The organism is Agrobacterium sp. GD03872 (genome assembly GCF_029840625.1).
Classification (GTDB): Bacteria; Pseudomonadota; Alphaproteobacteria; order Rhizobiales; family Rhizobiaceae; genus Agrobacterium; species Agrobacterium fabrum_A.
Genome location: NZ_JAOCCY010000004.1, coordinates 522093 through 547560 on the forward strand (window position 1 = coordinate 522093; position 25468 = coordinate 547560).

Genomic DNA, 25468 nt, shown 5'->3' on the forward strand with positions numbered 1-25468 from the left:
TAAATATTACATAATCCGATAATACTCATATCAAAAAGTTTGTTATCAGGTTACAGCTTGAAAAAAGACGGGACGCGCGGGAACGATCACCTTGCTCCTTCGATCGTTTCTGCTAAAAACTTGTAAAAATCACACTTTATCTCCTGCAGCACTCAAACGGGTTCCACTTCATGTCAGCCACCAAGCTTGCCATCGTCGGCGTCGGCAAAATCGTTCGCGACCAGCATCTTCCCGCCATTGCAGGCAATCCGGATTTTGAATTGATCAGCACCGCAAGCCGTCATGGCACCGTGGACGGCGTTCCGTCCTATGGCACCATCGAGGCCATGCTGGAGGCCGTGCCTGCTATCGATGCGGTATCGCTGTGCATGCCGCCGCAATATCGTTACGAGGCGGCTTACGCGGCACTCAATGCCGGCAAGCACGTTTTCCTCGAAAAGCCGCCGGGCGCCACCCTTTCGGAAGTGCAGGACCTCGTCCGGCTGGCGGATTCGAAGGGCCTTTCGCTGTTTGCAAGCTGGCATTCGCGTTATGCGCCGGCGGTCGAGGCTGCGAAGGCGTTTCTGGCATCGACAAAAATCGACAGCGTGCATGTCATCTGGAAAGAGGATGTGCGTCACTGGCACCCGAACCAGGCCTGGATCTGGCAGGCTGGCGGCCTCGGCGTGTTCGACCCCGGCATCAACGCGCTTTCGATCATCACCCATATCCTGCCGCGCGCGCTGTTCCTGACCAAGGCGACGCTCGAATTCCCGGAAAACCGCGACGCCCCCATCGCCGCCGACCTGCATTTTTCCGACGTGACGAAAATGCCGGTCCATGCCGAATTCGACTGGCGTCAGACCGGCAAGCAGAGCTGGGATATCGTTGCCGAGACGGCGGCGGGACGGATGGTGCTTTCGGAAGGCGGCGCAAAACTCTCGATCAACGGCGAAGAGAAACTGTCCGAGCCGGAACGGGAATATCCGGCCCTTTACGAGCGTTTCTCCGAGATTATCAAGGCCGGCCGCTCCGATGTCGATCTCGCGCCCTTGACCCATGTGGCCGACGCCTTCCTGCTCGGCCGTCATAAATTCGTGGATTCCTTCTACGATTGAGAAGCGGCAACGCTTCCCGAAGGACAATGCCTCAAAGGGCGCGGCTGACGAAACGGTCGCGCCCTGATTTTTTGGCCTGATACAGTGCTTCATCGACACTGCACAGCAGCGTTGCCCGGTCTGTGCCCGCCTGTGGGGCAAGCGCACCGCCGATGCTGAGGCGGGCGTCCACCTCCTGCCCGCCCACGCTGAAAGGGTTGCGGAAGGCGGCCAGAAGCCGCTCCGCCATTCCATTCATGACATCGGGGCTGTCGGGCCGCGGTATAAAAATCGCAAATTCATCGCCGCCCATGCGCACGACGATGTCCTCCTTGCGGATTGCCTTGCGGATACGTCCGGCGGCGGCGGTCAGAACGCGGTCGCCGGCAGGATGGCCGAACGTGTCGTTGATGGTCTTGAAACCGTCCAGATCAAGATAGAGGACACCGAAGGCCTCGTTTGCACGCAGGGCCGCGCCGAGCTGGCCGTCGACGATCGCCTCCAGCGCCTTGCGATTATAAAACCCGGTCAGCGGATCGGTCATCGCCGCGTCACGCAATTCGCGCTCGGCCAGACTCATGGTGAAATTGGCTTTCTGAAGCCGCAGCAATGCAGCCGCCAGCAACGCGAAATGTCTGAGATTGTCGATTTCGATGCGGGAAAAATTTCTCGGCACCGTATCGACCAGACAAAAGGCGCCGACAACAAGGCCGGGCTCAAGTTCGATCGGCGCACCCGCATAGGACCGCAGCTCCGGTCCCCCTTTGACATAGGACATGAAGCGGAAATGCGGATGCTCGGTCAGATCGGAAATCACCACCACATCCTGCTTGGCGATGACGCGGTTGCAGATCGACAGATCGCGCGGGCATTCCGACAATTCCATTCCCGCCTGCTCGGCGATATGAAGCCAATCCTCATCGACAATATTGACCGCCGCACGCGCCACGCCAAAAACCCCCTGCCCCAGTTGCGACAGCACTTTCAGCTCCGGCATCCCGGCTTTCTTGAAAGACATTATCGACCGCACCGCGACCAGACGCTCGGTTTCTCCCTCCGGTCGCGATATCGCCTGTCCCATGCTCATGTCCTTCTGCTGTTTCGCTACAGGAAGTCGCTCTCGATCAAGGCGGGATCAAACGAACCGCCCCAATCGAAGCGGAAGCCAGTTTCCGCTACGTTTCCTTTCGGCGCATAATGCAAAAACCGGCAAATGACGCCACATGCGAATTTTTGCCGGTCCGTTTGCATATGGAACCAAACGCGGAAATACCCAACCTGCGGTGCGATCAGGCCTTCTTCTGCCAGCGGCCTTCAGGCGACTGCTGCCAATAGGTCAGGGAATGCCCCTCAGTCTTCAGTCTTTTCCAGTGATTTCGCGCCGTTTCGAGCTGGTAGGCATCGTATCCATCGAACATGAACACGATCCGCTCATAGGCCTCCACCGCCGGCGGTTCGGCGCCGTCGACAAGAAAGCGGACGCTCGCCGCGTTGGCGTTGTCCTCCGAAGCCGTCAGGAGAATCGGCTGGATTTGCGGTGCGGGCGACGTATCGGTGGCGTGCGGCAGGAAACTGTCGTCACGAAAGGTCCATAGATGGGTATCGAGGAAATCGCGGCGCTCCTCGTCCACCGTCTGGATCGCGACCTTCCAGCCGCGTTCCAGCGATTTTTCGAGCAAGGGCGGCAACGCATCCTCCAGCTTCGATTCCGTCAGATGGTAAAACAGAATTTCAGTCATCCGCAGACGTGCCGCTCCGCTCGTTTCAATCTTCGTAATGGGCGCGAACGAGTTCGTTCAGCAGCCTGACGCCGTAGCCCGAGCCCCAGGACTGATTGATCTCGGTCAGCGGCGAACCCATGGCGGTGCCGGCGATATCGAGATGCGCCCAGGATGTTTCGCCCACGAAACGCTTGAGGAACTGCGCGGCGGTGACGGAACCCGCCAGACGGCCGGCGCTGTTCTTCATGTCGGCGAATTTGGAATCGATGATCTTGTCGTAGTCCTTGCCGAGCGGCATGCGCCAAAGTTTTTCCGCCGTCACATCGCCCGCCTGCGTGAGGCGCGCTGCAAGCTCGTCATCATTGGAGAAAAGACCGGCCTGAAGATTGCCGAGCGCCACCGTGATCGCGCCCGTCAGCGTTGCGAGGTTCACCATGAATTTCGGGTTAAAGCGATCCTTGGTGTACCAGAGCGCATCAGCCAGAACCAACCGGCCTTCGGCATCGGTGTTGATGATCTCGATGGTCTGGCCGGACATGGAAGTGACGATATCGCCGGGACGCTGGGCGTTGCCGTCAGGCATGTTTTCCACAAGGCCGATGACGCCGATCACGTTTGCCTTGGCCTTGCGGGCGGCCAGCGCATGCATCAGCCCGGTCACGGCGGCGGCCCCGCCCATGTCGCCCTTCATATCCTCCATATTGAGGCCGGGCTTCAGCGAAATGCCGCCAGTATCGAAAACGACGCCCTTGCCGACAAAGGCAATCGGTTCATCCTTCTTGTTGCCGCCGTTCCACTGCATGACTGCAAGTCTGGGCGGGCGCGCCGACCCCTGCGCCACACCGAGAAGCGCATTCATGCCGAGCTTCTTCAGCTCCTTCTCACCGAGGACTTCCACCTCGACGCCGAGCTTGCGCAGTTCTTCCGCCTTCTCGGCGAATTCGACGGGGCCGAGAGCGTTCGGCGGCAGGTTGACGAGATCGCGCGCCAGGGTAACACCGCCCGCAACGGCCTCGGAGGCAGCAAAAGCCTTTTCCGCTTCCTGATGGGCGGCCGTGACGATGACGATCTCCACCTTCTTCGGCGTCTTCTCTTCATCGGACTTTTTCTTGGTCTTGTAGGCATCGAAGCTATAGGCGCGCAGCAGCAGGCCAAGTGCGAAATCCGCAGCAGCCTGCGCACCGACCTCTACGCCCGGCGCATCGAGATAGATGACGACCTTGTCCGCCTTCTTGAAACTGGCGGCGGCGGTGCCACCGGCGCGCAGCCAGTCATGGGCGACCAGCTTCGACGGCTTGCCAAGCCCGATGACGAGCAGCCGGTCGGCGGCGGAACCCTGCGGCGCGATCACATCGAGCGTCGCCATGGATTTTGCGGAAAAGCCTGAAATCTTGGCCGCCCTCTCGATCACCCCACCCGGATCGGCCTCGGAGGCGCCGGCGACGGCCTGCGCCTCACCCGAGACCTGCAGCACGACTGCCAGCGCATTTTCAAGCGAGGCGGAATTGGCGAAAGAAATATCGAATTTAGCGGACATGTTTTCCTGCTCTTCCTGGTCGATTTTTACGGTGCGCATGATCATGGCCTTTTCGGCCCCGGGCGCAACCCCGCATTCTTTAAGGGACTACAGTCGTTAAAGGAAAGGCATTTTTGTGGAATGCGAAATCGCGTCATGAAACCGACAGCTTGTTCCACAAAAAGACACAGGCAGCGGAAAAATCGTCGCGCAAAACATATTTGTGAGCATGCCGGAATAGCCAATTGCAAACGATGCGATTAGATAAGCGGAAATTCGGCGGGCGACCGCACGGAAAAACAATGTCGAACAGGGCCGTATGAAGCTTCTCGAGAACTATATCCTGCGGCGGACAACGCAGATGTTTCTGGTCGCGCTGCTGCCGGTGCTGGCCATCATCTGGACCATCCAGGTTCTCCAGAGAATCAATCTCGTCACCGATACGGGCCAGTCGATGGGTTCCTTCATGGCGCTCGCGACGATGATCCTGCCGACACTGATCCCCGTCGTCCTGCCTTTCGCGCTTGTCATCGGCATCACCCAGATCTTTACGACGATGAACAATGATTCCGAGCTTGCCATCATCGATGCGGCCGGATCACCGCGTTCGATCATGTATCGCCCGGTTCTCATTCTGGCCGCCGTTCTGAGCGCGTTTTCCTTCACCATCACCAATTTCATCGAACCGCCCGCCCGCAGCTCCGCGCGGCAGATGGTGGCCGCCGCCTACGCCGACCTCCTGTCCTCGGTGATCGAGGAAAAGACCTTCCGCACCATTCAGGACGGTCTTTACGTGCAGATCGCCCAGCGGCAAGGCCGCATCCTCAAGGGCCTGTTCGTCGCCGACCGCCGCGATCCGAATTTCGACCTCATCTATTATGCCAAGGAAGGCATGATCGACGAAAGCGGCACGTCGCTGACCATGCGCGACGGCGAAGTGCAGCAGAAGACGCCGGACGGCAAGGTTTCGATCGTCAAGTTCCTGTCCTATGCCTTCGACCTTTCGACCATGTCGGAAAAGCAGGATTCCGAGCCGTCGCTCTCTCCGGGCGATGCCAGCCTCGGTTTCCTTCTTTCGCCCGACGAGAACAATGCGAGCTACAAGCGCTCACCGGAGAATTTCCGCAGCGAGCTGCACAAGCGCCTGTCGGACTGGATGTTCGCCTTCTCCTTCGCATTGATTTCGCTGGTCATCGCCGCCGACGCGCGTTCGCACCGCGAGGCGCGCCTGCATCCGATGGTCGCCGCGCTGGTGACGGCCTTTATGCTGCGATGGCTCGGTTTTTACGTCACCAATCAGGTCAAGCAGAGCGCGGCCTTCATTCCGCTGGTCTATGCCGTGCCGGGCCTCAGCGGCGGCGCCGCCGCCTTCATTCTGCTGACCGGCCGCAAGCCGAAAATGCCGAAAATCATCGCCGATGCGATGGGTCGTCTGCGGCGTCTCTTCTCCAGCCGGATGCCCAAAAGCTCGGGGAGCGGCAACGCATGATTTTCAACACGCTCTCCCGGTATTTCCTGAAACGATACCTGATCACCGCCATCTGGTTCGTGCTCGGCGTATCCTCGATCATTTACCTTGCCGACTTCAGCGAAACGGCACGGCGCATGTCCGGCCTGCCCGGCTATTCCGTTCCGGCCGCCCTTGGCCTGACGGCGCTTCGCCTGCCGCTGATCCTGCAGCAGACCGTGCCCTTCATCGCGCTTTTCGTCGGCATGACGACCTTGATCTCGCTCAACCGTCGTTACGAACTGGTGGTGACTCGCGCCGCCGGCATTTCCGCCTGGCAGTTCATCCTTCCCTTCGTGCTCGGCGCGGTTTTCATCGGCATCCTGTCGGTCACCATCCTGAACCCCATAGCCGCATGGGGCCAGAACAAGTCGCTGGCGATGGAAGCCGGTCTGCGCAACGAAGCGGGCGGCGGCCGCCAGCAGGAGATCATTCCGTGGATGCGCCAGTCGAGCGGCGGCCAGGATACGATCATCGGCGCCAAGAGCTTCGAGGACAATGGAACGCTGCTCCTCGACGTGGTTCTGATCGACATCGACAAGGACGGAAACATCGTCTCGCGTAAGGATGCGAAGTCGGCTAAATTGGAAGATGGTTACTGGCTTCTTAACAACGTTTCTGAAACGCGCGCCGGACATGTGCCAGTTCGGCAAGAGAGCACGCGGATCAGTACCAATCTGAGACGGGAATTCGTCCAGGAGCGCATGACGCAGACGGAAACCGTTGCTTTCTTTGACCTTTCTCACAAGATCGAAGTTGCAAAGTCCTTTGGACTATCTTCAAAGGCGCTTGAGACGCAGTATCATTTCCTGCTATCGACGCCCCTGCTTCTGGTCGCGATGACCTTGATCGCCGCGACCGTTTCATTAAAGTTCAGCCGCTTCGCCCAGTCGCGCTCCGTGATTCTGGGTGGAATCGTTTCCGGCTTCGTGCTTTATGTAGTAACCGTGCTCGTAAGGGCATTCGGGAGTGGTGGTGTTGTCCCTCCCACCGTTGCGGTCTGGGTTCCAGTTATCGTGGCGTTGGCTTTGGGGGCAACCATTCTGCTTCATCAGGAGGACGGCTAAGTGGCGGTATATGACCGCGGGAATATCAGGCGGCTTTGGACGGCCCTTCTGACAGGTGCCGCTGTGTGCGCGTATTTGGCATCCAGCCCGGTCGCTTTCGGCCAGGATGGTTTGCTTGCGTCGGCAAGCCAAGACGATTCGAAACTCCTGCTTACAGCAAATGAACTGACCTACAATCGCGATGCCCAGCGCGTTATCGCAAAGGGCGTGGTTCGCATGAAATATTCGGGCTACCGCATGGTGGCCCAGCAAGTGGAATATAACCAGCAGAGCGGCCGCGTGATTGCCCATGGCAATATCGAGCTGATCGAGCCGGGCGGCAACAAGATCTATGCCGACGAGATGGATGTGACCGATGACTTCGGTCAGGGCTTCGTCAATGCGCTGCGCGTCGAGACCACGGACAATACCCGTATTGCCGGTGAAAGCGCCGAGCGCCTCGAAGGCGACCTGATGGTCCTCAACAACGGCGTCTACACCGCGTGTCTGCCCTGCGCCGCAAAACCGGAAAAGGCGCCGCTGTGGCAGGTCAAGGCCGAGCGTGTCATTCAGGACGGCAAGACCCATACGGTGCGGCTGGAAAAAGCCCGCCTGCAGCTTTTCGGCCATTCGATCGCCTATCTGCCGTTCCTCACGGTTCCGGACAACACGGTAAAGCGCAAATCGGGCTTCCTGTTCCCGCAGATGAGCATTACCGACAATCTCGGTTTCGGCATCGGCGTCCCCTATTTCCAGGTTCTGTCCGACACTTCGGACGTGACCGTCACGCCGACCTATTACACGACCCAGGGTCTGCTGCTGCAGGCGGAACTGCGCCAGCGCTTCGAAACCGGCATGCATACGGTCACGATCGCAGGCATCAGCCAGCAGAAGTCCGAAACCTTCACGGCCGGAACCAGCGACGCCCTCAACGACAATCGCGGCATGATCGCCAGCAAGGGTGATTTCTCGATCAACCCGCGCTGGGCATTCGGGTGGGACGCCATGGTCCAGACTGACAATAACTTTTCGCGCACCTATGGGCTGAAGGGTTATAAAAACGACGTTCAGACCAACCAGATCTATCTGACCGGTGCGAGTGAGCGTAACAGCTTCGAAGCCCGCGGTTATTATTTCAACGTTCAGGATACGGACAATACCGAAGCCAAGGAACGCAAGCAGGCAATCGTCCACCCGGTTGTCGACTACCGTTATTTCGTGCCGGATCCGGTTTATGGCGGCGAACTTTCGCTGACCACCAACCTGACGAGCATCACGCGCCTGCGGCAGGATGCTTACGCGCTCGGCGGTTATCCGCGTTTCAGCGGGCTTGAGGGCGACTATACGCGCCTTTCCACCGAAGCCGAGTGGAAGCGCACCTTCACGATGGACAGCGGCCTGCAGATCACACCGATCCTTGCCGCACGCGGCGACGCGCTCTGGACGGACATGTCTCCCGCAGCCTTCACCTCGGGCGGGACCTCCTATGCCTATGAGGGCATGATGCATGACGGCGCGGCTTTCCGCGGCATGGTCACCGGTGGCCTCGAAGTGCGTTATCCCTGGTTGTTCACGGCGCTCAACAGCAGCCACGTGATCGAGCCGATCGCACAGATTTTCGTGCGTCCGAACGAACAATATGCCGGCCGTCTTCCGAACGAGGACGCTCAGGCATTCGTCTTCGACGCGACCAATCTGTTCGAACGCGACAAATTCTCCGGTTTCGACCGGATCGAAGGCGGCACGCGCGCCAATATCGGCTTCCGCTATAATGGCACGTTCGACAATGGCTACGGTGTTCGCGCCATTGCCGGCCAGTCCTTCCATCTGGCGGGCGACAATTCCTTCGCCTCCTACGATCTCGTCAATGCCGGCGCCAATTCGGGGCTTGAATCCGACCGTTCGGATTATGTCGCCATGGCCGCCTTCGATGCGCCGATCGGCCTTTCGCTGTCATCGAGCCTGCGTCTCGACAAGGACGATTTCGACATCAACCGGTCGGAAACGGGCATCAGCTATTCGGACCGCCGCCTTACCGGCAAGCTCAGCTATACGCAGGTCAAGGCGCAGCCGAAATATGGCTATAATGAAGACCGCGATATCATCCAGGCGTCCGGTACGCTGCGCATGGATGACAACTGGTCGCTGTTCGGTTCGATCAATTACGACCTGAACGGAAAATTTGCGGCCGAACGCCGTATCGGTATTGCCTATCAGGATGAGTGCACGATCCTGACGGTCAGCTATTCCGACGAAGGCAATATCAATTCCAGTCGCCAGGCCGCCAATGACTGGTCGATCAATGCCCGCCTGGCCTTCCGTACGCTCGGCGATGTCAGCATTGGCTCAGCCAATGAGGACTGGAACGACATGGATATCGGTTGGAAGCCGAATAATTACTGAGTTTAGAGGCAGGCCGCACAACATCGTGGCCTGCCTTTTTGCAATCCCGCCAGTAAAAGTCACGGTTTTGCCGCAACAACGCGCCAGTGTCGGCTCGGCACAAGACCGTATCGGGGCTTCTTTCAACAAACCCACACATTGCCGTTTTGCGGATCACGATGATATATACGTGGAAAATTCGCGGTGCGGATGCACAGATGCAGGTCTGAAATAACGGGGAATGGATTAATCCCCATCGTCAGACAGAACAGATTGGCGGGACAGGAAACGGAAACCTGCCCGACGAAAGGGAGAAGGACATGATGAATTTCGGAAAGTCGGCTTTGCGTGGCGCTGCTTTCGCCTTTGCGATATTCGCCGTCCCCATGGCCGCAGTGCCCTATGCCGGCCAGGCCTTCGCCGAAAGCGCGGTCAAGATCGTCGTCAACAAGACCCCCATCACCAATGACGATATCGCCAAGCGCGTCGCTTTCCTGAAGCTGCAGCGCCAGTCCGGCAATCTCAATGAAAAGGCACGCGAGCAGCTTATCGACGAGGCGCTGAAGCGCGAGGAAATCGGCCGCGTCAAGATGTCGGTCAGCACCGACGATGTCGATGCGGCCTTCGCGCGTTTTGCCGGCAACAACAAGATGACGCCGCAGCAATTGACGAAGGTGCTTTCGCAGGCGGGTGTCGGCGCCGATCATTTCAAGGCCTTCATCGCCGTTCAGATGAGCTGGCCGCGCCTTGTCAACGCCCGTTATGGCGCACGCGGCAAGATGTCGACGCAGGACCTCGTTACCCGCCTGAAGGAACGCGGCGACAAGCCCGTCACCACCGAGTATTTCCTGCAGCAGGTCATCTTTGTCATCCCGGAATCGAAACGCAACGCCATTACCGGCAAGCGCAAGGCCGAGGCTGAAGCCTCGCGCAAGCGTTACCCCGGCTGCGACCAGGCCATGAGCTTCGCCGCGACCATGCGCGACGTGGCGATCAAGGACCTTGGCCGCATTCTGGCGCCAGAACTGCCGGAAGACTGGAAGGCGCTGGTGGAGAAGACCAAGGAAGGCGGCACCACCGGCACCCGCGTCACCGAAAAGGGCGTCGAATATCTGGCCATCTGCAAGCAGCGTCAGGTCTCTGACGACTATGCGGCGGAAATGGTGTTCAAGTCCGAGGACCTGATGAAGGCCAAGGACGGCGAAAACCCCAACGAAAAGAAATATATGGACGAGCTGCGCAAGAAGGCGCAGATCGTCAACACCTGATATTGATATAAGAGCCGGGTCTTTCCGTGACATATGCATCCCTGCCGCTTGCCCTGACACAGGGAGATCCAGCCGGTATCGGCCCTGACATCGCCATCGCCGCCTGGGCAAAGCGCCGGGAGAACGGCGTGCCGCCCTTCATCTTCATCGGCGACCCCGATGTGGTGGCGAGCCGTGCGGCGCTGATCGGCATTCCCGTCAATATCGAGACCTGCGATGCGGAAAGCGCCGTCGGCCTGTTCGAACAGGCCTTCCCCATCCTCTCCCTTCCCGTCGGCTTCGAAGTACAGGCGGGGCAGCCGCATGTCGGAGCGGCGCACGCGACGATCAAGGCCATCGAGACCGCCGTTTCCCTGACGGTCGAGGGCAAGGCTGCGGCCGTTGTCACCAACCCGATTGCGAAATCGGTGCTATACGAGGCAGGTTTCGGTTTTCCCGGTCATACGGAATTTCTCGCCGATCTCGCCCTGCGCCAGACCGGCGAGCAAGTCATCCCGGTCATGATGATTGCCGGCCCCAAGGTCCGTGTCGTCCCGGTGACGATCCATATCCCCGTGAAAGACGTGCCGGCCGCCCTCACCGAAGAGCTGATCGTCACGACCTGCCGGATCATCGATGCCGATCTTCGGCAGAAATTCGGCATCGAGGCCCCGCGTCTGGCGGTTGCCGGCCTCAACCCGCATGCGGGTGAAGATGGCGCACTCGGCACCGAGGATCGCGATATCGTTCACCCCGCGACCATACGGTTGCGGAAGGACGGGATCGATGCCTTCGGCCCCCTGCCCGCCGACACCATGTTCCACGATGCCGCCCGCAAGCGTTACGACGTGGCGGTGTGCATGTATCACGACCAGGCGCTGATCCCGGCCAAGGCGCTCGGCTTCGACGATTCCGTCAATGTCACGCTCGGCCTGCCCTTCATTCGCACCTCGCCCGACCACGGCACAGCCTTCGGCATTGCCGGCCAGGGCATCGCCAATGAGGCGAGCCTTGTGGCGGCGCTGAAGATGGCGGCGGAAATTTCCCTTCGCAGCCGGGCCAACGCATAATGGCGGCCATCGACGGACTGCCGCCGCTGCGCGATGTCATCCAGCGCCACGGGCTCGACGCAAAAAAATCGCTCGGCCAGAACTTCCTGTTCGACCTCAACCTCACCCAGAAGATCGCCAGAACGGCAGGGCCGCTGGACGGCGTGACGGTGATAGAGGTCGGCCCCGGTCCCGGCGGCCTCACCCGCGCCATTCTTTCGCTCGGGGCAAAAAAGGTCATCGCCGTCGAACGCGACAGCCGCTGCCTGCCGGCGCTGGCGGAAATCGAAGCGCATTATCCCGGACGGCTCGACGTCATCGAGGGCGACGCCCTCAAGACCGATTTCGAGGCTCTGGTTCCCGCCGGTGAGCCGGTGCGGATCATCGCCAACCTGCCCTACAATGTCGGCACGCAATTGCTGGTCAACTGGCTACTGCCGAAACAGTGGCCGCCCTTCTGGCTCTCCATGACGCTGATGTTCCAGAAGGAAGTCGGCCAGCGCATCGTGGCGGAAGAAGGCGACAACCACTATGGCCGCCTCGGCGTTCTCGCCGGCTGGCGCACCGTGTCGGAAATGGCCTTCGACGTCCCACCGCAGGCTTTCAGCCCGCCGCCCAAAGTGACCTCCACGGTCGTGCATCTGCTGCCGAAGGACAAGCCGCTGCCCTGCGATGTCGCCAAACTTGAAAAGGTCACGGAAGCGGCCTTCGGCCAGCGCCGCAAGATGCTGCGCCAGAGCGTGAAAGGCCTTGGCGGCGAAACGCTGCTGGAAAGAGCCGGTATCGATCCGACGCGCCGCGCGGAAACGCTGTCGGTGGAGGAGTTCGTGACATTGGCGAACTGCCTGTAAATCCGCCATGTAATGTGCCATTCCGAGCGGCGGGACACGGGTTCGTGGAGACTGCGAATATAGGAACAAGCGCATGGAGAGTGCCGGTTTTCATTACAAGCTCGATATTCCCGCTGAAACGCCCGACTGCGCGGTTGTCTTGCTGCATGGATCGGGGCGAACGGAAGACGACCTCATTTCTTTTGGCCGCGCCGTCTTTACCAAAGGCGTCTTGTACGCACCGAGAGGCGCTGTTCCCTGGGAAAATGGCTTCGCATTTTTTCGCAGAAAACCCGACAGACAGCTCGACATTGACGATCTGAAACATCAAGCCGCCAGACTATGCCGGTTTGTCACCATGGTCTTTCAGCAGACGGGGCAAAGACCCTTTCTCGTCGGATACTCCAACGGCGCGATCATCGCCGCTGAAACGATATGTCAGGACCGTCATCTATCGAAAGGCGCCATTCTGCTTCGCCCGCTATCTCCGAGAAAGGACCAGCCTTTTCCGAGCCTGGCAGGATATCCCATACTCCTGCTGGCGGGCACTCGGGACGACCGGCGGCATCCCTCGGATGCTCCAGATTTGGCCGAGCAGCTGGCGTCAGCCGGAGCGGAGGTTGTTCTGGAAACGATCGAAACGGGTCATGGCTGGGCGGAAGACGCAGTAGACGAGCGACTGTCCCGCCAATGGCTTGCACCCGAATTCATCGTGTAGTCAGAGCTTCGGCTCTTCCTCGAGCAACGCCCGCACGAAATCGAACATGCCATGGCGGCGGTCGCGGCGGACGCGTTCGGCCTTGACGATGGCTTCGACGGCCTCGAAGGCGGCCTGCAGGTCGTCATTGAGGATGACATAGTCATAGTCGCGCCAGTGCTCGATTTCGGCACGGGAATTGAGGAGACGGGTCTTGATGACCTCTTCGGTGTCTTCGGCGCGGCGATGCAGGCGCGATTGCAGTTCGGTCATGGTCGGCGGCAGGATGAATATCGAAACGACGTCCGCCTTCATCTTGTCCTGCAGCTGCTCGGCGCCCTGCCAGTCGATATCGAACAGCATGTCGCGACCGGCGGCCATGGCATCTTCCACCGGCCCGCGCGGGGTGCCGTAAAAATTGCCGTGAACCTCCGCCCATTCCAGCAGCGCGTCGCTGTCCCGCAGGCGCTCGAAGTCCCGCTTGGAAATGAAATGGTAGTGGATGCCGTCAATCTCGCTCTGGCGGCGTGGACGTGTCGTGACGCTGACGGACAGGCCGATATTCTTGTCCTTGTCGAGCAGGTTGCGCGCAATAGTGGATTTACCCGCGCCGGATGGCGAAGAAATCACCAGCATCAGCCCTCGGCGGGCAATCGTGACGGGAGAATCATTCACCGGAACCATGGGGTCTACTCCAGATTTTGGACCTGCTCGCGAAACTGGTCGATCACCACTTTCAGCTCTATGCCTGCTGCGGTTACCGCACTGGCGTTCGATTTGGAACAGATTGTATTCGACTCGCGGTTAAATTCCTGTGCAAGAAAATCGAGCTTGCGACCCACCGGCCCGCCATTCTCCAAAAGCTCGCGCGACGCCTGCACATGGGCGTGCAGCCTGTCGATCTCTTCGCGCAGATCCGCCTTGGTGGCGATCAGCGCCGCCTCGGCATGCAGCCGATCACGATCCAGACCGTGCATGCCATCACCGATAAGGGCGATCTGCTGGGCAAGCCGTGCCGCGATCTGCTCGGGCTGGCGGGAAGGATCGTTTTCGATGATGTCAACGAGCTGCTCGATCCGGTTGATATGACCGGACAGGATGGCGAACAGCGACGCCCCTTCGCGCTCGCGCATATCCTTCAGCTTCTCCACAGCAGCGGCAAAACCGGCCAGCACATCGCCGTTACGGGTGGCCTGCGCTTCCGCATCATCTTCCGCCTCGCGAAAATCGACAAGACCGCGCAGGGTGAGCAGCGTGTCGAAGCTCAGCGGCTTGTCCTCGACGACATCGCCAAGCTCCTTCTTGAGCGCCAGAACCGCAGCGAGCGCATCGCGGTTGATCACGGCCTCCAGCCGATTTTCCGCAATCGCCAATGTCAGGCCTGCCTGAATATTACCGCGGGAAAGATGCTCGCCCGCGATTTCCCGCAAGCCGGTTTCCAGCGCCTCAAGACCGGTTGGCAGGCGCAGGCGTACATCGAGCCCCTTGCCGTTCACCGACCGCAATTCCCATGCCCAGCGGTAACGGCCGGAGGTCCCTTCGCTGCGTGCGAAGCCGGTCATCGATTGCAATGTCATATCTGGAAGCCCCCCGTCATGCCGCACAAAACCGGGCCCTGCGCAAACAGGACCCGATCAGGATTATCAGTTGTTGGCCGGTTTTTCCGCCTCGGCGCCGCCGGGCTGACCATCCACGGCAACATCGGGATTGGCTCCGGCGGCCGCTTTTTCGGCCTCTATCTTGCGCCAGCGGCGAACATTGGCGTTGTGCTCTTCCAGCGTCTTGGCAAAGACGTGGCCACCTGTGCCATCGGCGACGAAATAAAGATCGTCGGTACGCCACGGATTGGCGACGGCCTCGAGTGCGGCGCGACCCGGATTGGCGATGGGCGACGGCGGCAAGCCCTTGATGACATAGGTGTTGAACGGCGTCTGCTTCTGCAGGTCCGACTGGTAGATCGGCCGGTCGGACGGCTTGCCGTCCCCGCCGAACAGACCGTAGATGATCGTCGGGTCGGATTGCAGGCGCATGCCCTTCTTCAGGCGGTTATAGAAGACGGAGGCGACATGGGCGCGCTCGTCATCCTTGCCGGTTTCCTTCTCGACAATCGAGGCAAGCGTCACGAATTCCTCGACCGTCTTGATCGGCAGGTCTGGGTCGCGCCGTTCCCAGATCATGTCGATCAGCTTGTCCTGCGCCGCACTCATCTGGCTGATGATTTCTTCGCGCTTGGTGCCGCGGGTAAAGCGATAGGTATCGGGGCGCAGGCTGCCTTCCGGCGGCAGCGCGGCGGGAAGTTCGCCATCCAGCACTTCATCGGCGGCAAGACGCGCAAACATCTGCTTCACGGTCAGGCCTTCCGGCAGCGACACGGAATAAAGGATCGACTTGCCGGATTCCAGCAGCAGCATGATGTCCTTCATCGATGCGCCGGCCTTGATCTCGTATTCACCCGTTTTCAGCGTCTGATCCTTCTGCAGATAGCTGCCGGTCATCAGGCGGAAAACGCGGGCGTTGGAGATGATGTCATTGCGTTCGAGATTGTTGGCGATCTCGATGATGCCGGCGCCGTTGCGCACGGTGAAATGGGTGTTCGTCTGGAGCGGACCGGGCTCCTGGAACGCATTGATCATGTAATAGAAGGCGGCAATGGCCAGCACACAGACGGCAACCGCAAGCGTCATCAGGAAGTTCAGGAAGATCACAAGCTGGCCATGGGCCTTGCGGGAGCGCTTCGGCGGGGCCGGCACCTTTTCCGGGCGCAGCGCCTCGGTCGGGGATTTCGGAATGATCGGGCCGCGATTGCCATCGCCCGCGCCGTTTTGTCCGTATGGTCCCTGGCTGTTCTGGTTCGTGTCGCTCACCGTCGGTCCTTTTCAGTTCGGCGTTGTCAGCGCTTTTTGCGCAGGTAATGCGGCAAAAACAGGTTCGGAATGTCTTCCTGCACCACATGGAGATATCGTGAAGCCCTGATATTGCGCTTCACGAACATCGTTTCGGACAAAGCCGATGGAGAAAGCCGCCTGCGGCCGGAAATCACCCCGAACCGGCAGACCCATTCCATAAACGACTACAATATCGGCGCGAAAATCGGAATGGCTTTCGCAGGCCGCAATGCGTTCTTCAAAGGAAAGAACGTCCTTTGTCAGTACCCGGTGGGAGGGCGCCAGCGGCGGCGGAGCCGCCGCCGCAATTATGCTTCGTAACGACGCAGCACGAGGGAAGCGTTGGTGCCGCCGAAGCCGAAGGAGTTCGAAAGCGCCACATTGACCTGCCGCTTGCGCGCCTTGTGCGGCACGAGATCGATCTTGGTCTCGACATCGGGATTGTCGAGGTTCAGCGTCGGCGGAACGATGTTGTCGCGGATCGCAAGCGTCGCGAAAATCGCTTCGATGGCGCCCGCAGCGCCGAGAAGATGGCCGGTGGCCGACTTGGTGGAGGACATCGAAATCTTCGACGCCGATTCGCCGACCAACCGTTCGACCGCGCCAAGCTCGATCGTATCGGCCATGGTGGAAGTGCCGTGGGCGTTGATGTAATCGATATCGTCAGGCGTGAGACCCGCGCGCTTCAGCGCCATCGACATGCAGCGATAGGCGCCCTCACCGTCCTCGGACGGCGCGGTGATGTGATAGGCGTCACCGGAAAGGCCGTAGCCGACGACTTCGGCGTAAATCTTCGCGCCGCGCGCCTTGGCATGTTCCAGTTCCTCCAGAACAACGATGCCCGCACCCTCGCCCATGACGAAACCGTCGCGGTCACGGTCATAGGGGCGCGAGGCCTTTTCGGGATTGTCGTTGTGCTGGGTGGAAAGCGCCTTGCAGGCGGCAAAACCGGCAAGCGCGATGCGGCAGACCGGCGATTCGGCGCCGCCGGCGACCATGACGTCGGCATCGCCGAGCGCGATCAGACGGGCGGCGTCGCCGATGGCGTGCGCGCCGGTCGAGCAAGCGGTTACCACGGCGTGGTTCGGCCCGCGCAGCTTGTGGCGAATGGAAACCTGGCCGGATACGAGGTTGATCAGACGGCCGGGAATGAAAAACGGGGAAATGCGGCGCGGGCCCTTGTCGCGCAGCGTGTAACCCGCCTCGACAATACCTTCCAGGCCGCCAATGCCGGAGCCGATCAGCACGCCAGTGGCGATCTGGTCTTCATCCGTTTCCGGATGCCAGTTTGCATCGGCAAGCGCCATGTCGGCGGCAGCCATGCCGTACAGGATGAAAGGATCGATCTTGCGCTGTTCCTTGGGTTCCATCCAGTCATCGGCATTGAAGGTGCCGTTGGAACCATCGCCCACGGGAATACGGCAGGCGATCTTTGCCGGAAGGTCATCGACTTCGAATTCAGTCACGAGACGGGCGCCGTTCTGGCCGGCCAGCAGCCGCTCCCAGGTGACTTCCGTCCCACATCCAAGAGGAGATACCATGCCGGTACCGGTGATAACGACACGCCTCATCGCCAATGCTCCGCCCTTATCCAAATCATCGGTCTTTCTGCAACGCCGGGCACCAGGGATGGCGCTCGCGGCAGGCCGCAGTATGTCTAAATCTTTGCACGAAAGTTACAGGCAGCGTTGTTCGGGCCCGTAACCCTTGCGACATCCGGAGCTGGCGCCTATCGGGCGCGCACCGTCTGCCGATAAAACATTGGCCCGGACGAGCCGGGCCAAGGACGGGAGGATATTGCACCTCCCCCATGAAGGTCGATCAGGCCTGGGCCTTCTCGATGAACTTGACGGCGTCGCCGACGGTCAGGATCGAGTCCGCTGCGTCGTCGGGAATTTCAACGCCGAATTCTTCTTCGAAAGCCATGACCAGTTCAACGGTGTCGAGCGAATCAGCGCCCAGATCGTCAATGAAGCTGGCGCCTTCGACAACCTTGTCGGCGTCAACGCCAAGATGATCAATTACAATTTTCTTTACGCGTTCTGCGATATCGCTCATGTCGGTTTCCTCGACCTTTATTTTGAAGGGAATGCCTCGCGGCACCCTGCCCTGTTAGAAGCCCTCATGCGCCGTTCAAATCCGGCACTGCGGGCAAACCCGTTCAACCCGGTCCAAGCTAGACATCGTCACGCAAAATCGCAACGGCTTCCTGTCTCTCCGGGACGACTGTTCACAGTCTTGGCCCGCTTAACATGGTTTCAATCGGTCGAAAAGCCTGAAAACGCGCTAAGCACAGCGTATGACAGGCTATTTCGCCGGAAACCGTTCGGCGGAGCCTTGCGGCGCCAGCTACCCAAGAAGGTGCTCAAACAGCGCCGCAATCCTTTTCATGACGGCCCTGAGCGCCGTCAGATCATCGCCATGCCGCCATTGACGTGCAGGGTCTGGCCGGTCATGTAGGCGGCTTCATTGGAAGCCAGGTAAAGAACGGCCGATGCGACTTCGGCGCCGGTTCCCATGCGCTTCATGGGAATGGCGCCCATGATGGCCTCTTTCTGCTTGTCGTTCAGCTTGCCGGTCATGGCGCTTTCGATGAAGCCCGGCGCCACGCAGTTGACGGTGACGTTGCGGGTGGCGATTTCCTGGGCCAGTGACTTCGAAAAGCCGATCATACCCGCCTTGGAGGCGCAGTAGTTGGCCTGGCCTGGATTGCCGGTAACGCCGACGATGGAGGTGATGTTGATGATGCGGCCGAAACGGCGGCGCATCATCGGATGCGTCAGTTCACGCGTCAGGCGGAACATCGCCGTCAGGTTCACTTCGATGACGTTGTCCCAGTCCTCGTCGCTCATGCGCACGAAGAGGCCGTCCTTGGTGATGCCGGCATTGTTGACGAGGATATCGACGCCTTCCAGTTCGGCTTCGGCCTTTTCGCCGAGCGCCTTGACCTCGGCGCGGTCGGCAAGGTTGGCCGGGAAAATCTTGACGCGTTCGCCAAGTTCCGCCGCCAGCGCTTCGAGCTTTTCAACGCGGGTGCCGTGCAGGCCGACGGTTGCGCCCTGGCTGTGCAGAAGGCGGGCGATTTCTTCGCCGATGCCGCCGGTCGCGCCGGTTACGAGAGCCTTGCGGCCTGTCAGATCAAACATGTCCTATTCCTTCTTTAGAGCTTCGGACTGAAAATGTTCAGCGCTGTTGCGCCCGATGAATGCGGCAGCCGGAGTATCCCGTCTCAGCCGATGAGGGTGGCAAGAAGCTGGTCGATATCAGCCGCGCCGTTGACGGCGACGCCGTTCACCGTCTTGTCGATACGGCGTGCAAGGCCCGTCAGCACCTTGCCGGAGCCGATCTCGTAAAGCTGCGTGACGTTGTTGGCGGCGAACCATTCCACCGTCTCGCGCCAGCGCACCTGGCCCGTCACCTGCTCGACCAGCAGGGCGGCGATCTCATTGGCGTCGGAAACGGGGGCGGCGCGCACATTGGCGACAACAGGCACGACCGGGTTGCGCTTTTCGACAGCCGCCAGCGCTTCGCGCATGGCTTCCGCCGCCGGCGCCATCAACGCGGAATGGAAGGGCGCGGAAACCGGCAGCATGATGGCGCGCTTGGCGCCCTTTTCGGAAGCGATCGCCGCAGCCTTTTCAACGGCAGCCTTGCCGCCGGAAATGACAAGCTGGCCGCCGCCATTGTCGTTGGCGATCTGGCAGACGCCGAGAATGCCGGCTTCGTCGCAGATGGCGGAAACGGCATCGTGCTCGAGCCCGATGATCGCCGCCATGGCGCCCTCGCCCACCGGAACCGCCGCCTGCATGGCGTTGCCGCGGATGCGCAGAAGACGGGCGGTATCGGCAACCGAGAAGGTGCCGGCGGCACAGAGCGCCGAATATTCGCCGAGCGAATGGCCCGCGACATAAGAAACCGTGTCAGACAGCTTGAAGCCGCGCGCTTCGAGAACCCGCATGACCGCCATGGACACCGCCATGAGGGCCGGCTGGGCGTTGGCGGTCAGCGTCAGCGTTTCTTCCGGGCCGTTCCACATGATATCGGAAAGCTTCTGGTCGAGCGCCTCGTCGACTTCCTGAAACACGGCGCGTGCTTCCGGATAGGTATCCGCCAGCTCCTTGCCCATGCCGACGGCCTGGCTTCCCTGACCGGGAAATGTGAATGCAATACCCATGGGATGTCGTCCTTCTTGTCTGGCCTTGCCTTTATTCTTTCGGACTTCCATTCACATTCCCGCCAGCGAAGTCAAGGCTTGAAGCCCGATGGCAGGCCCTTGTCAGGGGTTTTGCCGTCCTGTTTTCCCCTTTCTTTTCATCATATTTTTTCTTGCACTGCGGCAATTCCCCATTACTTTCACACCGCCTTCCAAAACTCGCCAAAGCACCGGGACCTCTCCATGAAACAGAATCTACTGGGACGCACGGGCATTTCCGTGTCCGAAATCTGCCTCGGCACCATGACATGGGGCACGCAGAACACCGAAGCCGAAGCCCATGAGCAGATGGACTATGCCATCGAAAACGGCGTGAATTTCTTCGATACGGCCGAGCTTTATCCCACCACGCCGGTTTCCGCCGAAACGCAGGGCCGGACCGAAGAATATATCGGCAGCTGGTTCGAAAAGACCGGCAGGCGCGATCAGGTCGTGCTCGCCACCAAGGTCGCCGGTTCGGGGCGCGATTATATTCGCGGCGGCCGCGATATCGACGCCTCCGCCATTCGCGAGGCTGTCGATACCAGCCTCAAGCGCCTGAAGACCGACTATATCGACCTCTACCAGATCCACTGGCCGAATCGCGGCACCTATCATTTCCGCGGCGCCTGGGGATTCGACGCTTCCGGCCAGGACACCAAGCGCACGCTCGCCGAAATCACCGAAAAGCTCGATACGCTCGGCGAACTGGTGAAGGCCGGCAAGATCCGCGCCATCGGCCTTTCCAACGAGAGCGCCTGGGGCACGCAGAAATATATCGATATCGCCGAGGCCCACGGCCTGCCGCGTGTCGCCACCATCCAGAACGAATATAACCTGCTGTACCGCAGCTTCGATCTCGACATGGCGGAAGTCGCCCATCACGAGGATGTCGGCCTGCTCGCCTATTCGCCGCTGGCGGCAGGGCTGCTGACCGGCAAATACCAGAACGGCGCGTGCCCGGCGGGATCACGCGGCAGCATCAACAGCAACCTCGGCGGCCGTCTGCAACCGCTTCAGGAAGCCCCGGTCAAGGCCTATCTGGAACTCGCCGCGGCCCACGGGATCGACCCGGCCCATCTCGCCATCGCCTTTTGCCTCACCCGCCCCTTCATGGCGTCAGCCATCATCGGTGCGACGACGATGGATCAGTTGAAGACGGACATTGCCGCAGCCGATGTGGTGCTGTCGGAAGAAGTGCTGAAGGGTATCGCAGCGATCCACCGGCAATATCCGATGGCGATCTGATGATCGGACGGCGCGCTTTTTCGCCCCTTGCCCTTGCATTCCGGGCAAAAATCCGTATAAGCGCGCTGTTCACAACACCCGGTCCAATTGGCTGGTGGCTGAACGGAGGGCTGGTTCCGGTAACGGAACAGCAGGAACCATAAGGTTTTTCCGGCCTCCCGTGTCTCCGCTCTCGACCGTCTCGAACAACGCTTTTCTTGCTTCAAGGCCTTACCCGCCTCACCCAAGAGCAGTCGTTGAGGCTTAGCGCTGTTGCCGGGTGAAGGACGAAACGCAAGAAAGGCAAAGCTTAAATGGCTCTTTACGAACACATCTTCCTTGCCCGGCAGGATATTTCTGCCCAGCAGGTCGACGCACTTGTCGAGCAGTACAAGGGCGTTATCGAATCGTTCGGCGGCAAAGTCGGACGCATCGAGAACTGGGGTCTGAAGTCCCTCACCTACCGCATCAAGAAGAACCGCAAGGCTCACTACGCTCTCATGGACATCGACGCTCCGGCGGCCGCCATCCATGAAGTCGAGCGCCAGATGCGCATCAACGAAGACGTTCTTCGCTACATGACCATCGCCGTCGAAGCCCACGAAGAAGGCCCGTCCGCGATGATGCAGAAGCGCGACCGTGACGACCGTCCGCGCCGCGATGGCGACCGTCCGGACCGTGGCCCGCGTGAAGATCGTGGTCCCCGCGAAGACCGTCCGCGCCGTCCGCGCGAAGACCGTGCATAAGAAGGAGTTTTGACCAATGGCTGACGCATCCTCTTCCCAGGCACGCCGCCCGTTCCACCGCCGTCGCAAGACGTGCCCCTTCTCCGGCGCCAACGCTCCGAAGATCGACTACAAGGACGTACGTCTGCTGCAGCGCTACATTTCCGAGCGCGGCAAGATCGTTCCGTCCCGCATCACGGCCGTTTCCCAGAAGAAGCAGCGCGAACTCGCCCAGGCGATCAAGCGCGCCCGTTTCCTCGGCCTGCTGCCCTACGTCGTAGCGTAATGATTTGAAGCGAGGCTGCGTCTCGGCGCGGCCTCGTTTTCTCCCATGAAGCAACTGACTTTTAATCAGTAGGTTGCGAGCTCAAATCCTTCCGCGTTGGGCGCGGATCGATACCATAAAACCCATGTTGGGGATGAGGCTCTCAGGAGCGATCCTCTAACTGCTTAAGTTTCAGCAGGACAGCGAAGTGCAGAAGTTGAACCAGACAGTGCTGATCTCCGGCGTTCTCGCCGGCATATGCGCCGCGTTTCTGACGCTTGGCGCAACGGCACAGTCGTCCCTGTCCTTCCTGCTCTATGCCGGTTCCGCCATGCCGATCTTCATCGCCGGCATGGGCTGGGGCAACCGCGCCGCCATTATCGCCATCATCACCACCGCCCTCATCGGCGCTCTCGTCATGTCGCCGCTTTTTGCGCTGACCATTGCGATCTTCACGCTGATCCCGGCGGGCTGGCTTTCGCATCTCGCCAATCTGGCGCGTCCCGCCTCCGAACTCGGCGGCCCGGATGATCTGCTTGCCTGGTATCCGCTTTCCGGCATCGTGCTGCATCTGTGCATTCTGGTTTCCGTCGCCGTCGTCATTCTCGGCTGGATGATCGGTTACGGTCCCGATCTCGTCGCGCGCATGGTCGATGTGATGATGACTTCGGTTCAGAACCGCGAACCGCTGTTCGAGCCCAATCTCGAGGCGCTGGCGCAGACGAAGTCGCTGCTTGTGCTGATGCTGCCGATCGTTCAGGGCGGACTCTGGGTCATCCTGCTGTTTGCGGCCTATTATTTCGCGACGCGAGTGGTTGGTACCTTCGGCAAGGGTCTGCGCCCGCGTGAGGACATTGCCTCCGCACTGCGCATGCATCGCAACGCCATCTTCATCTTCCTCGCGGGCATCATCGCCATGTTCCTCGGCGGCGGCGCCGCCATGGTCGGCGCTGTCATCTGCGGTACCTTCGGCGCAGGCTTCCTGATGGCGGGTTACGCCTCGCTGCACAAGCGCGCCCGCGGCAAGGACTGGCGGCTGCCGGTTCTCATTCTCGCATATCTCTCGGCGGTCTTTGTCTTTCCGCTGTTCATCATTCTCGTGTTCGGCCTGAGCGACGTGCGCAGCACGATCTCTCTTACTCCGACGCGGAAAACCGACAATACGAACGAAACCAACAACTAGAAAGGATCAAGAAGATGGACGTCATTCTTCTCGAACGCATCAACAAGCTCGGCCAGATGGGCGAAACCGTCAAGGTTCGCGACGGCTACGCCCGTAACTTCCTGCTGCCGCAGGGCAAGGCGCTGCGCGCCAACGCCGCCAACAAGGCACGTTTCGAAACCGAGCGCGCAACGCTCGAAGCCCGTAACCTCGAGCGCAAGTCGGAAGCCCAGAAGGTTGCCGAGGCTCTGGAAGGCAAGTCCTTCATCGTCGTCCGTTCGGCTGGTGAAACCGGCCAGCTCTACGGTTCTGTCGCCGCTCGCGACGTCGTTGAAATCCTCGGCGCCGAAGGCTTCAACATCGGCCGCAACCAGGTTGAACTGAACACGCCGATCAAGACCATCGGTCTGCACAACGTTACGCTCCACCTGCATGCCGAAGTTGAGCTGCAGGTTGAGCTGAACGTTGCCCGTTCGGCTGAAGAAGCAGAACGTCAGGCCAAGGGCGAAAGCCTCACCTCCGCCGACGCCATCTACGGCGTTGACGAAGACGCGCTGCGTCCGGAAGACTTCTTCGATCCGGAAGCTGACCGCGACGGCGACGACGAGTAATAGTTTGGCCTTGCGGCCATAAGAAAACCCCGGATGGCGACATCCGGGGTTTTTTGTTGGGTTGAATTCGCGAAGGAATACCCCCCTCTGCCCTGCCGGGCATCTCCCCCTCAAGGGGGGAGATCGGCAGGAAGCGCTACCACCACTTCATTCGCAAACGTTGAGATGGGCGAGACCTAACCGCGAGTCGATCTCCCCCCTTGAGGGGGAGATGCCCGGCAGGGCAGAGGGGGGTGCCTCTCGGTAAACTCCACGCCTGACTACTTCGCCGCCGTCTCCGCCCCTTCCGGCGCCACGCTCTTGTCCACATGCACTACCACCGACATGCCCGGCGAAAGCTCCGCCGCCAGCGGCTGATCGGCATCGATGGCGATCCGCACGCCGAGGCGCTGGGCGATCTTCACGAAATTACCCGTCGCATTGTCGGGCTTGATGACGGCGAATTCCGAACCCGTGGCGGGCGAGAAGCGTTCGACACGGCCGGTCAGCTTGCGGCGATGCAGGGCGTCCACCGAGATCGTCACCGGCTGGCCGACCTGCATGCCGGCAAGCTGGGTTTCCTTGAAATTAGCGATAACCCAGACATCATGGGGCACAACGGCCATCAGCTGCGTGCCGGCGGTGACATATTGGCCGGTACGCACGCCAATTTCACCGAGCCTGCCGTCCACGGGCGCATGGATTTCAGTATTGGCCAGATCGATCCGGGCGAGCTCGACGGCAGCTTCGGCATTGGCGACGGCCGCCTGCAGCGAGCTGCGGTTGACGATGATGGTCTGCAGATCCTGCCGCGAAACCTCAAGCGCCGCCTTGGCCTGCGACAGCGACGCCCTCGCCTTTTCCAGTGCGGCATGGGCCTCCTCCTGGAGGCTGGAGGTTCCGACGCCGCTTTTGATGAGATTGTCCTGCCGGTCGGATGCGAGCTGCGCCTGTTTCAGAGACGCCTCGGCGCTGTCGACCGCCGCCTGGCTGGAAAGAATATTGGCATTGGCGGCATTTTCCTGCTGGCGGGAATTATCGAGCGCCGCTTTCTGCGTATCGAGCGTGGCTTCCGCCTGCGCCTGCTTCTGGCGATAGATGCGGTCGTCGATCTTCGCCAGCAACGCGCCCTGCTTCACTTCCTGGTAATCCTTCACCGGCACATCCACGACATAGCCGCTGACCTGCGGGCTCATGGTGGTCACGTAACCGCGCACAAAGGCGTTGTCGGTCATTTCGACGGTGGAGAGAAACGGCGGCAGCCGCCAGGCGTAAAGCACCAGCGCCACACCGGCGAGGCCGCCGAGCAGCACGAGAATGGAAACGGGGGTAAAAAACTTCTTCAGCATTT

The 25468-nt window shown here is 60.3% G+C and carries 24 protein-coding genes; 13 read left to right on the forward strand and 11 right to left on the reverse strand.

What is annotated here, in order from left to right; all coding sequences use genetic code 11:
* Positions 1-170 precede the first annotated feature (170 nt).
* A complete protein-coding gene (locus N5D22_RS13580) occupies positions 171-1097 on the forward strand; it encodes a Gfo/Idh/MocA family oxidoreductase (protein WP_279655468.1) in 927 nt (308 codons plus the stop codon).
* 31 nt (positions 1098-1128) lie between these two features.
* Here N5D22_RS13580 and N5D22_RS13585 read toward each other — a convergent pair whose 3' ends face one another.
* The 3 genes from N5D22_RS13585 to N5D22_RS13595 all read right to left on the reverse strand — a co-directional run bounded on the left by N5D22_RS13585 (position 1129) and on the right by N5D22_RS13595 (position 4334).
* Positions 1129-2157 carry a sensor domain-containing diguanylate cyclase gene (locus N5D22_RS13585; protein ID WP_279655528.1) on the reverse strand — a complete coding sequence of 343 codons (1029 nt, stop codon included), beginning with the start codon at positions 2155-2157 and terminating at the stop codon, positions 1129-1131.
* A gap of 208 nt (positions 2158-2365) precedes the next feature.
* Positions 2366-2815: a DNA polymerase III subunit chi gene (locus N5D22_RS13590; protein WP_279655469.1), complete on the reverse strand. Its 450-nt coding sequence runs from the start codon at positions 2813-2815 to the stop codon at positions 2366-2368.
* Between the two features lie 25 nt (positions 2816-2840).
* Positions 2841-4334, reverse strand: a complete 1494-nt coding sequence (locus tag N5D22_RS13595; RefSeq protein ID WP_279655529.1) for a leucyl aminopeptidase — start codon at positions 4332-4334, stop codon at positions 2841-2843.
* Between the two features lie 298 nt (positions 4335-4632).
* Between N5D22_RS13595 and N5D22_RS13600 the strand changes: the two genes are divergently transcribed.
* The 7 genes from N5D22_RS13600 to N5D22_RS13630 all read left to right on the forward strand — a co-directional run bounded on the left by N5D22_RS13600 (position 4633) and on the right by N5D22_RS13630 (position 13092).
* Positions 4633-5802, forward strand: coding sequence for an LptF/LptG family permease (locus N5D22_RS13600; RefSeq protein WP_279655470.1), 1170 nt, complete (start codon positions 4633-4635; stop codon positions 5800-5802).
* On the forward strand, positions 5799-6887 hold the full coding sequence (gene lptG / locus N5D22_RS13605; RefSeq protein WP_279655471.1) for an LPS export ABC transporter permease LptG: 1089 nt from the start codon (positions 5799-5801) through the stop codon (positions 6885-6887). Before N5D22_RS13600 ends, lptG begins: the two co-directional genes overlap by 4 nt.
* On the forward strand, positions 6888-9269 hold the full coding sequence (locus tag N5D22_RS13610) for an LPS-assembly protein LptD (protein ID WP_279655472.1): 2382 nt from the start codon (positions 6888-6890) through the stop codon (positions 9267-9269). It abuts the gene before it with no gap.
* A gap of 299 nt (positions 9270-9568) precedes the next feature.
* Positions 9569-10516, forward strand: a complete 948-nt coding sequence (locus N5D22_RS13615) for a peptidylprolyl isomerase (RefSeq protein ID WP_279655473.1) — start codon at positions 9569-9571, stop codon at positions 10514-10516.
* Positions 10517-10542: 26 nt separating this feature from the next.
* Entirely contained in the window at positions 10543-11565 is a 1023-nt protein-coding gene (pdxA, locus tag N5D22_RS13620) for a 4-hydroxythreonine-4-phosphate dehydrogenase PdxA (protein ID WP_279655474.1), read from the forward strand.
* Positions 11565-12395, forward strand: a complete 831-nt coding sequence (rsmA, locus tag N5D22_RS13625) for a 16S rRNA (adenine(1518)-N(6)/adenine(1519)-N(6))-dimethyltransferase RsmA (RefSeq protein WP_279655475.1) — start codon at positions 11565-11567, stop codon at positions 12393-12395. Before pdxA ends, rsmA begins: the two co-directional genes overlap by 1 nt.
* A 73-nt stretch (positions 12396-12468) precedes the next feature.
* Complete coding sequence (locus tag N5D22_RS13630; RefSeq protein WP_279655477.1) at positions 12469-13092, forward strand: alpha/beta hydrolase; 624 nt, start codon at positions 12469-12471, stop codon at positions 13090-13092.
* On the opposite strand, the gene gmk is transcribed toward N5D22_RS13630, so the two are convergent.
* The 7 genes from gmk to fabD form a co-directional block, all read right to left on the reverse strand.
* Positions 13093-13755, reverse strand: coding sequence for a guanylate kinase (gmk, locus tag N5D22_RS13635; RefSeq protein ID WP_279655478.1), 663 nt, complete (start codon positions 13753-13755; stop codon positions 13093-13095).
* 5 nt (positions 13756-13760) lie between these two features.
* Entirely contained in the window at positions 13761-14648 is an 888-nt protein-coding gene (locus N5D22_RS13640) for a YicC/YloC family endoribonuclease (RefSeq protein ID WP_279655479.1), read from the reverse strand.
* A 66-nt stretch (positions 14649-14714) separates the two neighbouring features.
* Entirely contained in the window at positions 14715-15935 is a 1221-nt protein-coding gene (gene mltG / locus N5D22_RS13645) for an endolytic transglycosylase MltG (RefSeq protein ID WP_279655480.1), read from the reverse strand.
* Positions 15936-16264: 329 nt separating this feature from the next.
* Positions 16265-17527, reverse strand: a complete 1263-nt coding sequence (gene fabF / locus N5D22_RS13650) for a beta-ketoacyl-ACP synthase II (protein WP_279655481.1) — start codon at positions 17525-17527, stop codon at positions 16265-16267.
* A gap of 250 nt (positions 17528-17777) precedes the next feature.
* The gene (locus tag N5D22_RS13655) at positions 17778-18014 is read right to left on the reverse strand and encodes an acyl carrier protein (protein ID WP_003502080.1); all 237 of its coding nucleotides are present in this window, start codon (positions 18012-18014) and stop codon (positions 17778-17780) included.
* Between the two features lie 350 nt (positions 18015-18364).
* Positions 18365-19102: a 3-oxoacyl-[acyl-carrier-protein] reductase gene (gene fabG, locus N5D22_RS13660; protein ID WP_206914611.1), complete on the reverse strand. Its 738-nt coding sequence runs from the start codon at positions 19100-19102 to the stop codon at positions 18365-18367.
* Between the two features lie 83 nt (positions 19103-19185).
* Positions 19186-20130 (reverse strand): ACP S-malonyltransferase, encoded by a 945-nt coding sequence (gene fabD / locus N5D22_RS13665; RefSeq protein WP_279655487.1) that lies wholly within the window; start codon positions 20128-20130, stop codon positions 19186-19188.
* A 222-nt stretch (positions 20131-20352) separates the two neighbouring features.
* On the opposite strand from fabD, the gene N5D22_RS13670 reads away from it, so the two are divergent.
* From N5D22_RS13670 to rplI, 5 genes are all read left to right on the forward strand, one after another.
* On the forward strand, positions 20353-21396 hold the full coding sequence (locus tag N5D22_RS13670) for an aldo/keto reductase (protein ID WP_279655488.1): 1044 nt from the start codon (positions 20353-20355) through the stop codon (positions 21394-21396).
* Positions 21397-21689: 293 nt separating this feature from the next.
* On the forward strand, positions 21690-22121 hold the full coding sequence (gene rpsF / locus N5D22_RS13675) for a 30S ribosomal protein S6 (RefSeq protein WP_004441041.1): 432 nt from the start codon (positions 21690-21692) through the stop codon (positions 22119-22121).
* Positions 22122-22137: 16 nt separating this feature from the next.
* Positions 22138-22386 carry a 30S ribosomal protein S18 gene (gene rpsR, locus N5D22_RS13680; protein ID WP_003502063.1) on the forward strand — a complete coding sequence of 83 codons (249 nt, stop codon included), beginning with the start codon at positions 22138-22140 and terminating at the stop codon, positions 22384-22386.
* Positions 22387-22573: 187 nt separating this feature from the next.
* Positions 22574-23548: a DUF2232 domain-containing protein gene (locus tag N5D22_RS13685; RefSeq protein ID WP_279655491.1), complete on the forward strand. Its 975-nt coding sequence runs from the start codon at positions 22574-22576 to the stop codon at positions 23546-23548.
* 14 nt (positions 23549-23562) lie between these two features.
* Entirely contained in the window at positions 23563-24138 is a 576-nt protein-coding gene (rplI, locus tag N5D22_RS13690; protein WP_003520720.1) for a 50S ribosomal protein L9, read from the forward strand.
* Positions 24139-24398: 260 nt separating this feature from the next.
* Here the strand turns inward: rplI and N5D22_RS13695 are convergent, their stop codons facing one another.
* Positions 24399-25466 carry an HlyD family secretion protein gene (locus N5D22_RS13695; RefSeq protein WP_279655492.1) on the reverse strand — a complete coding sequence of 356 codons (1068 nt, stop codon included), beginning with the start codon at positions 25464-25466 and terminating at the stop codon, positions 24399-24401.
* Between the last annotated feature and the right edge of the window lie 2 nt (positions 25467-25468).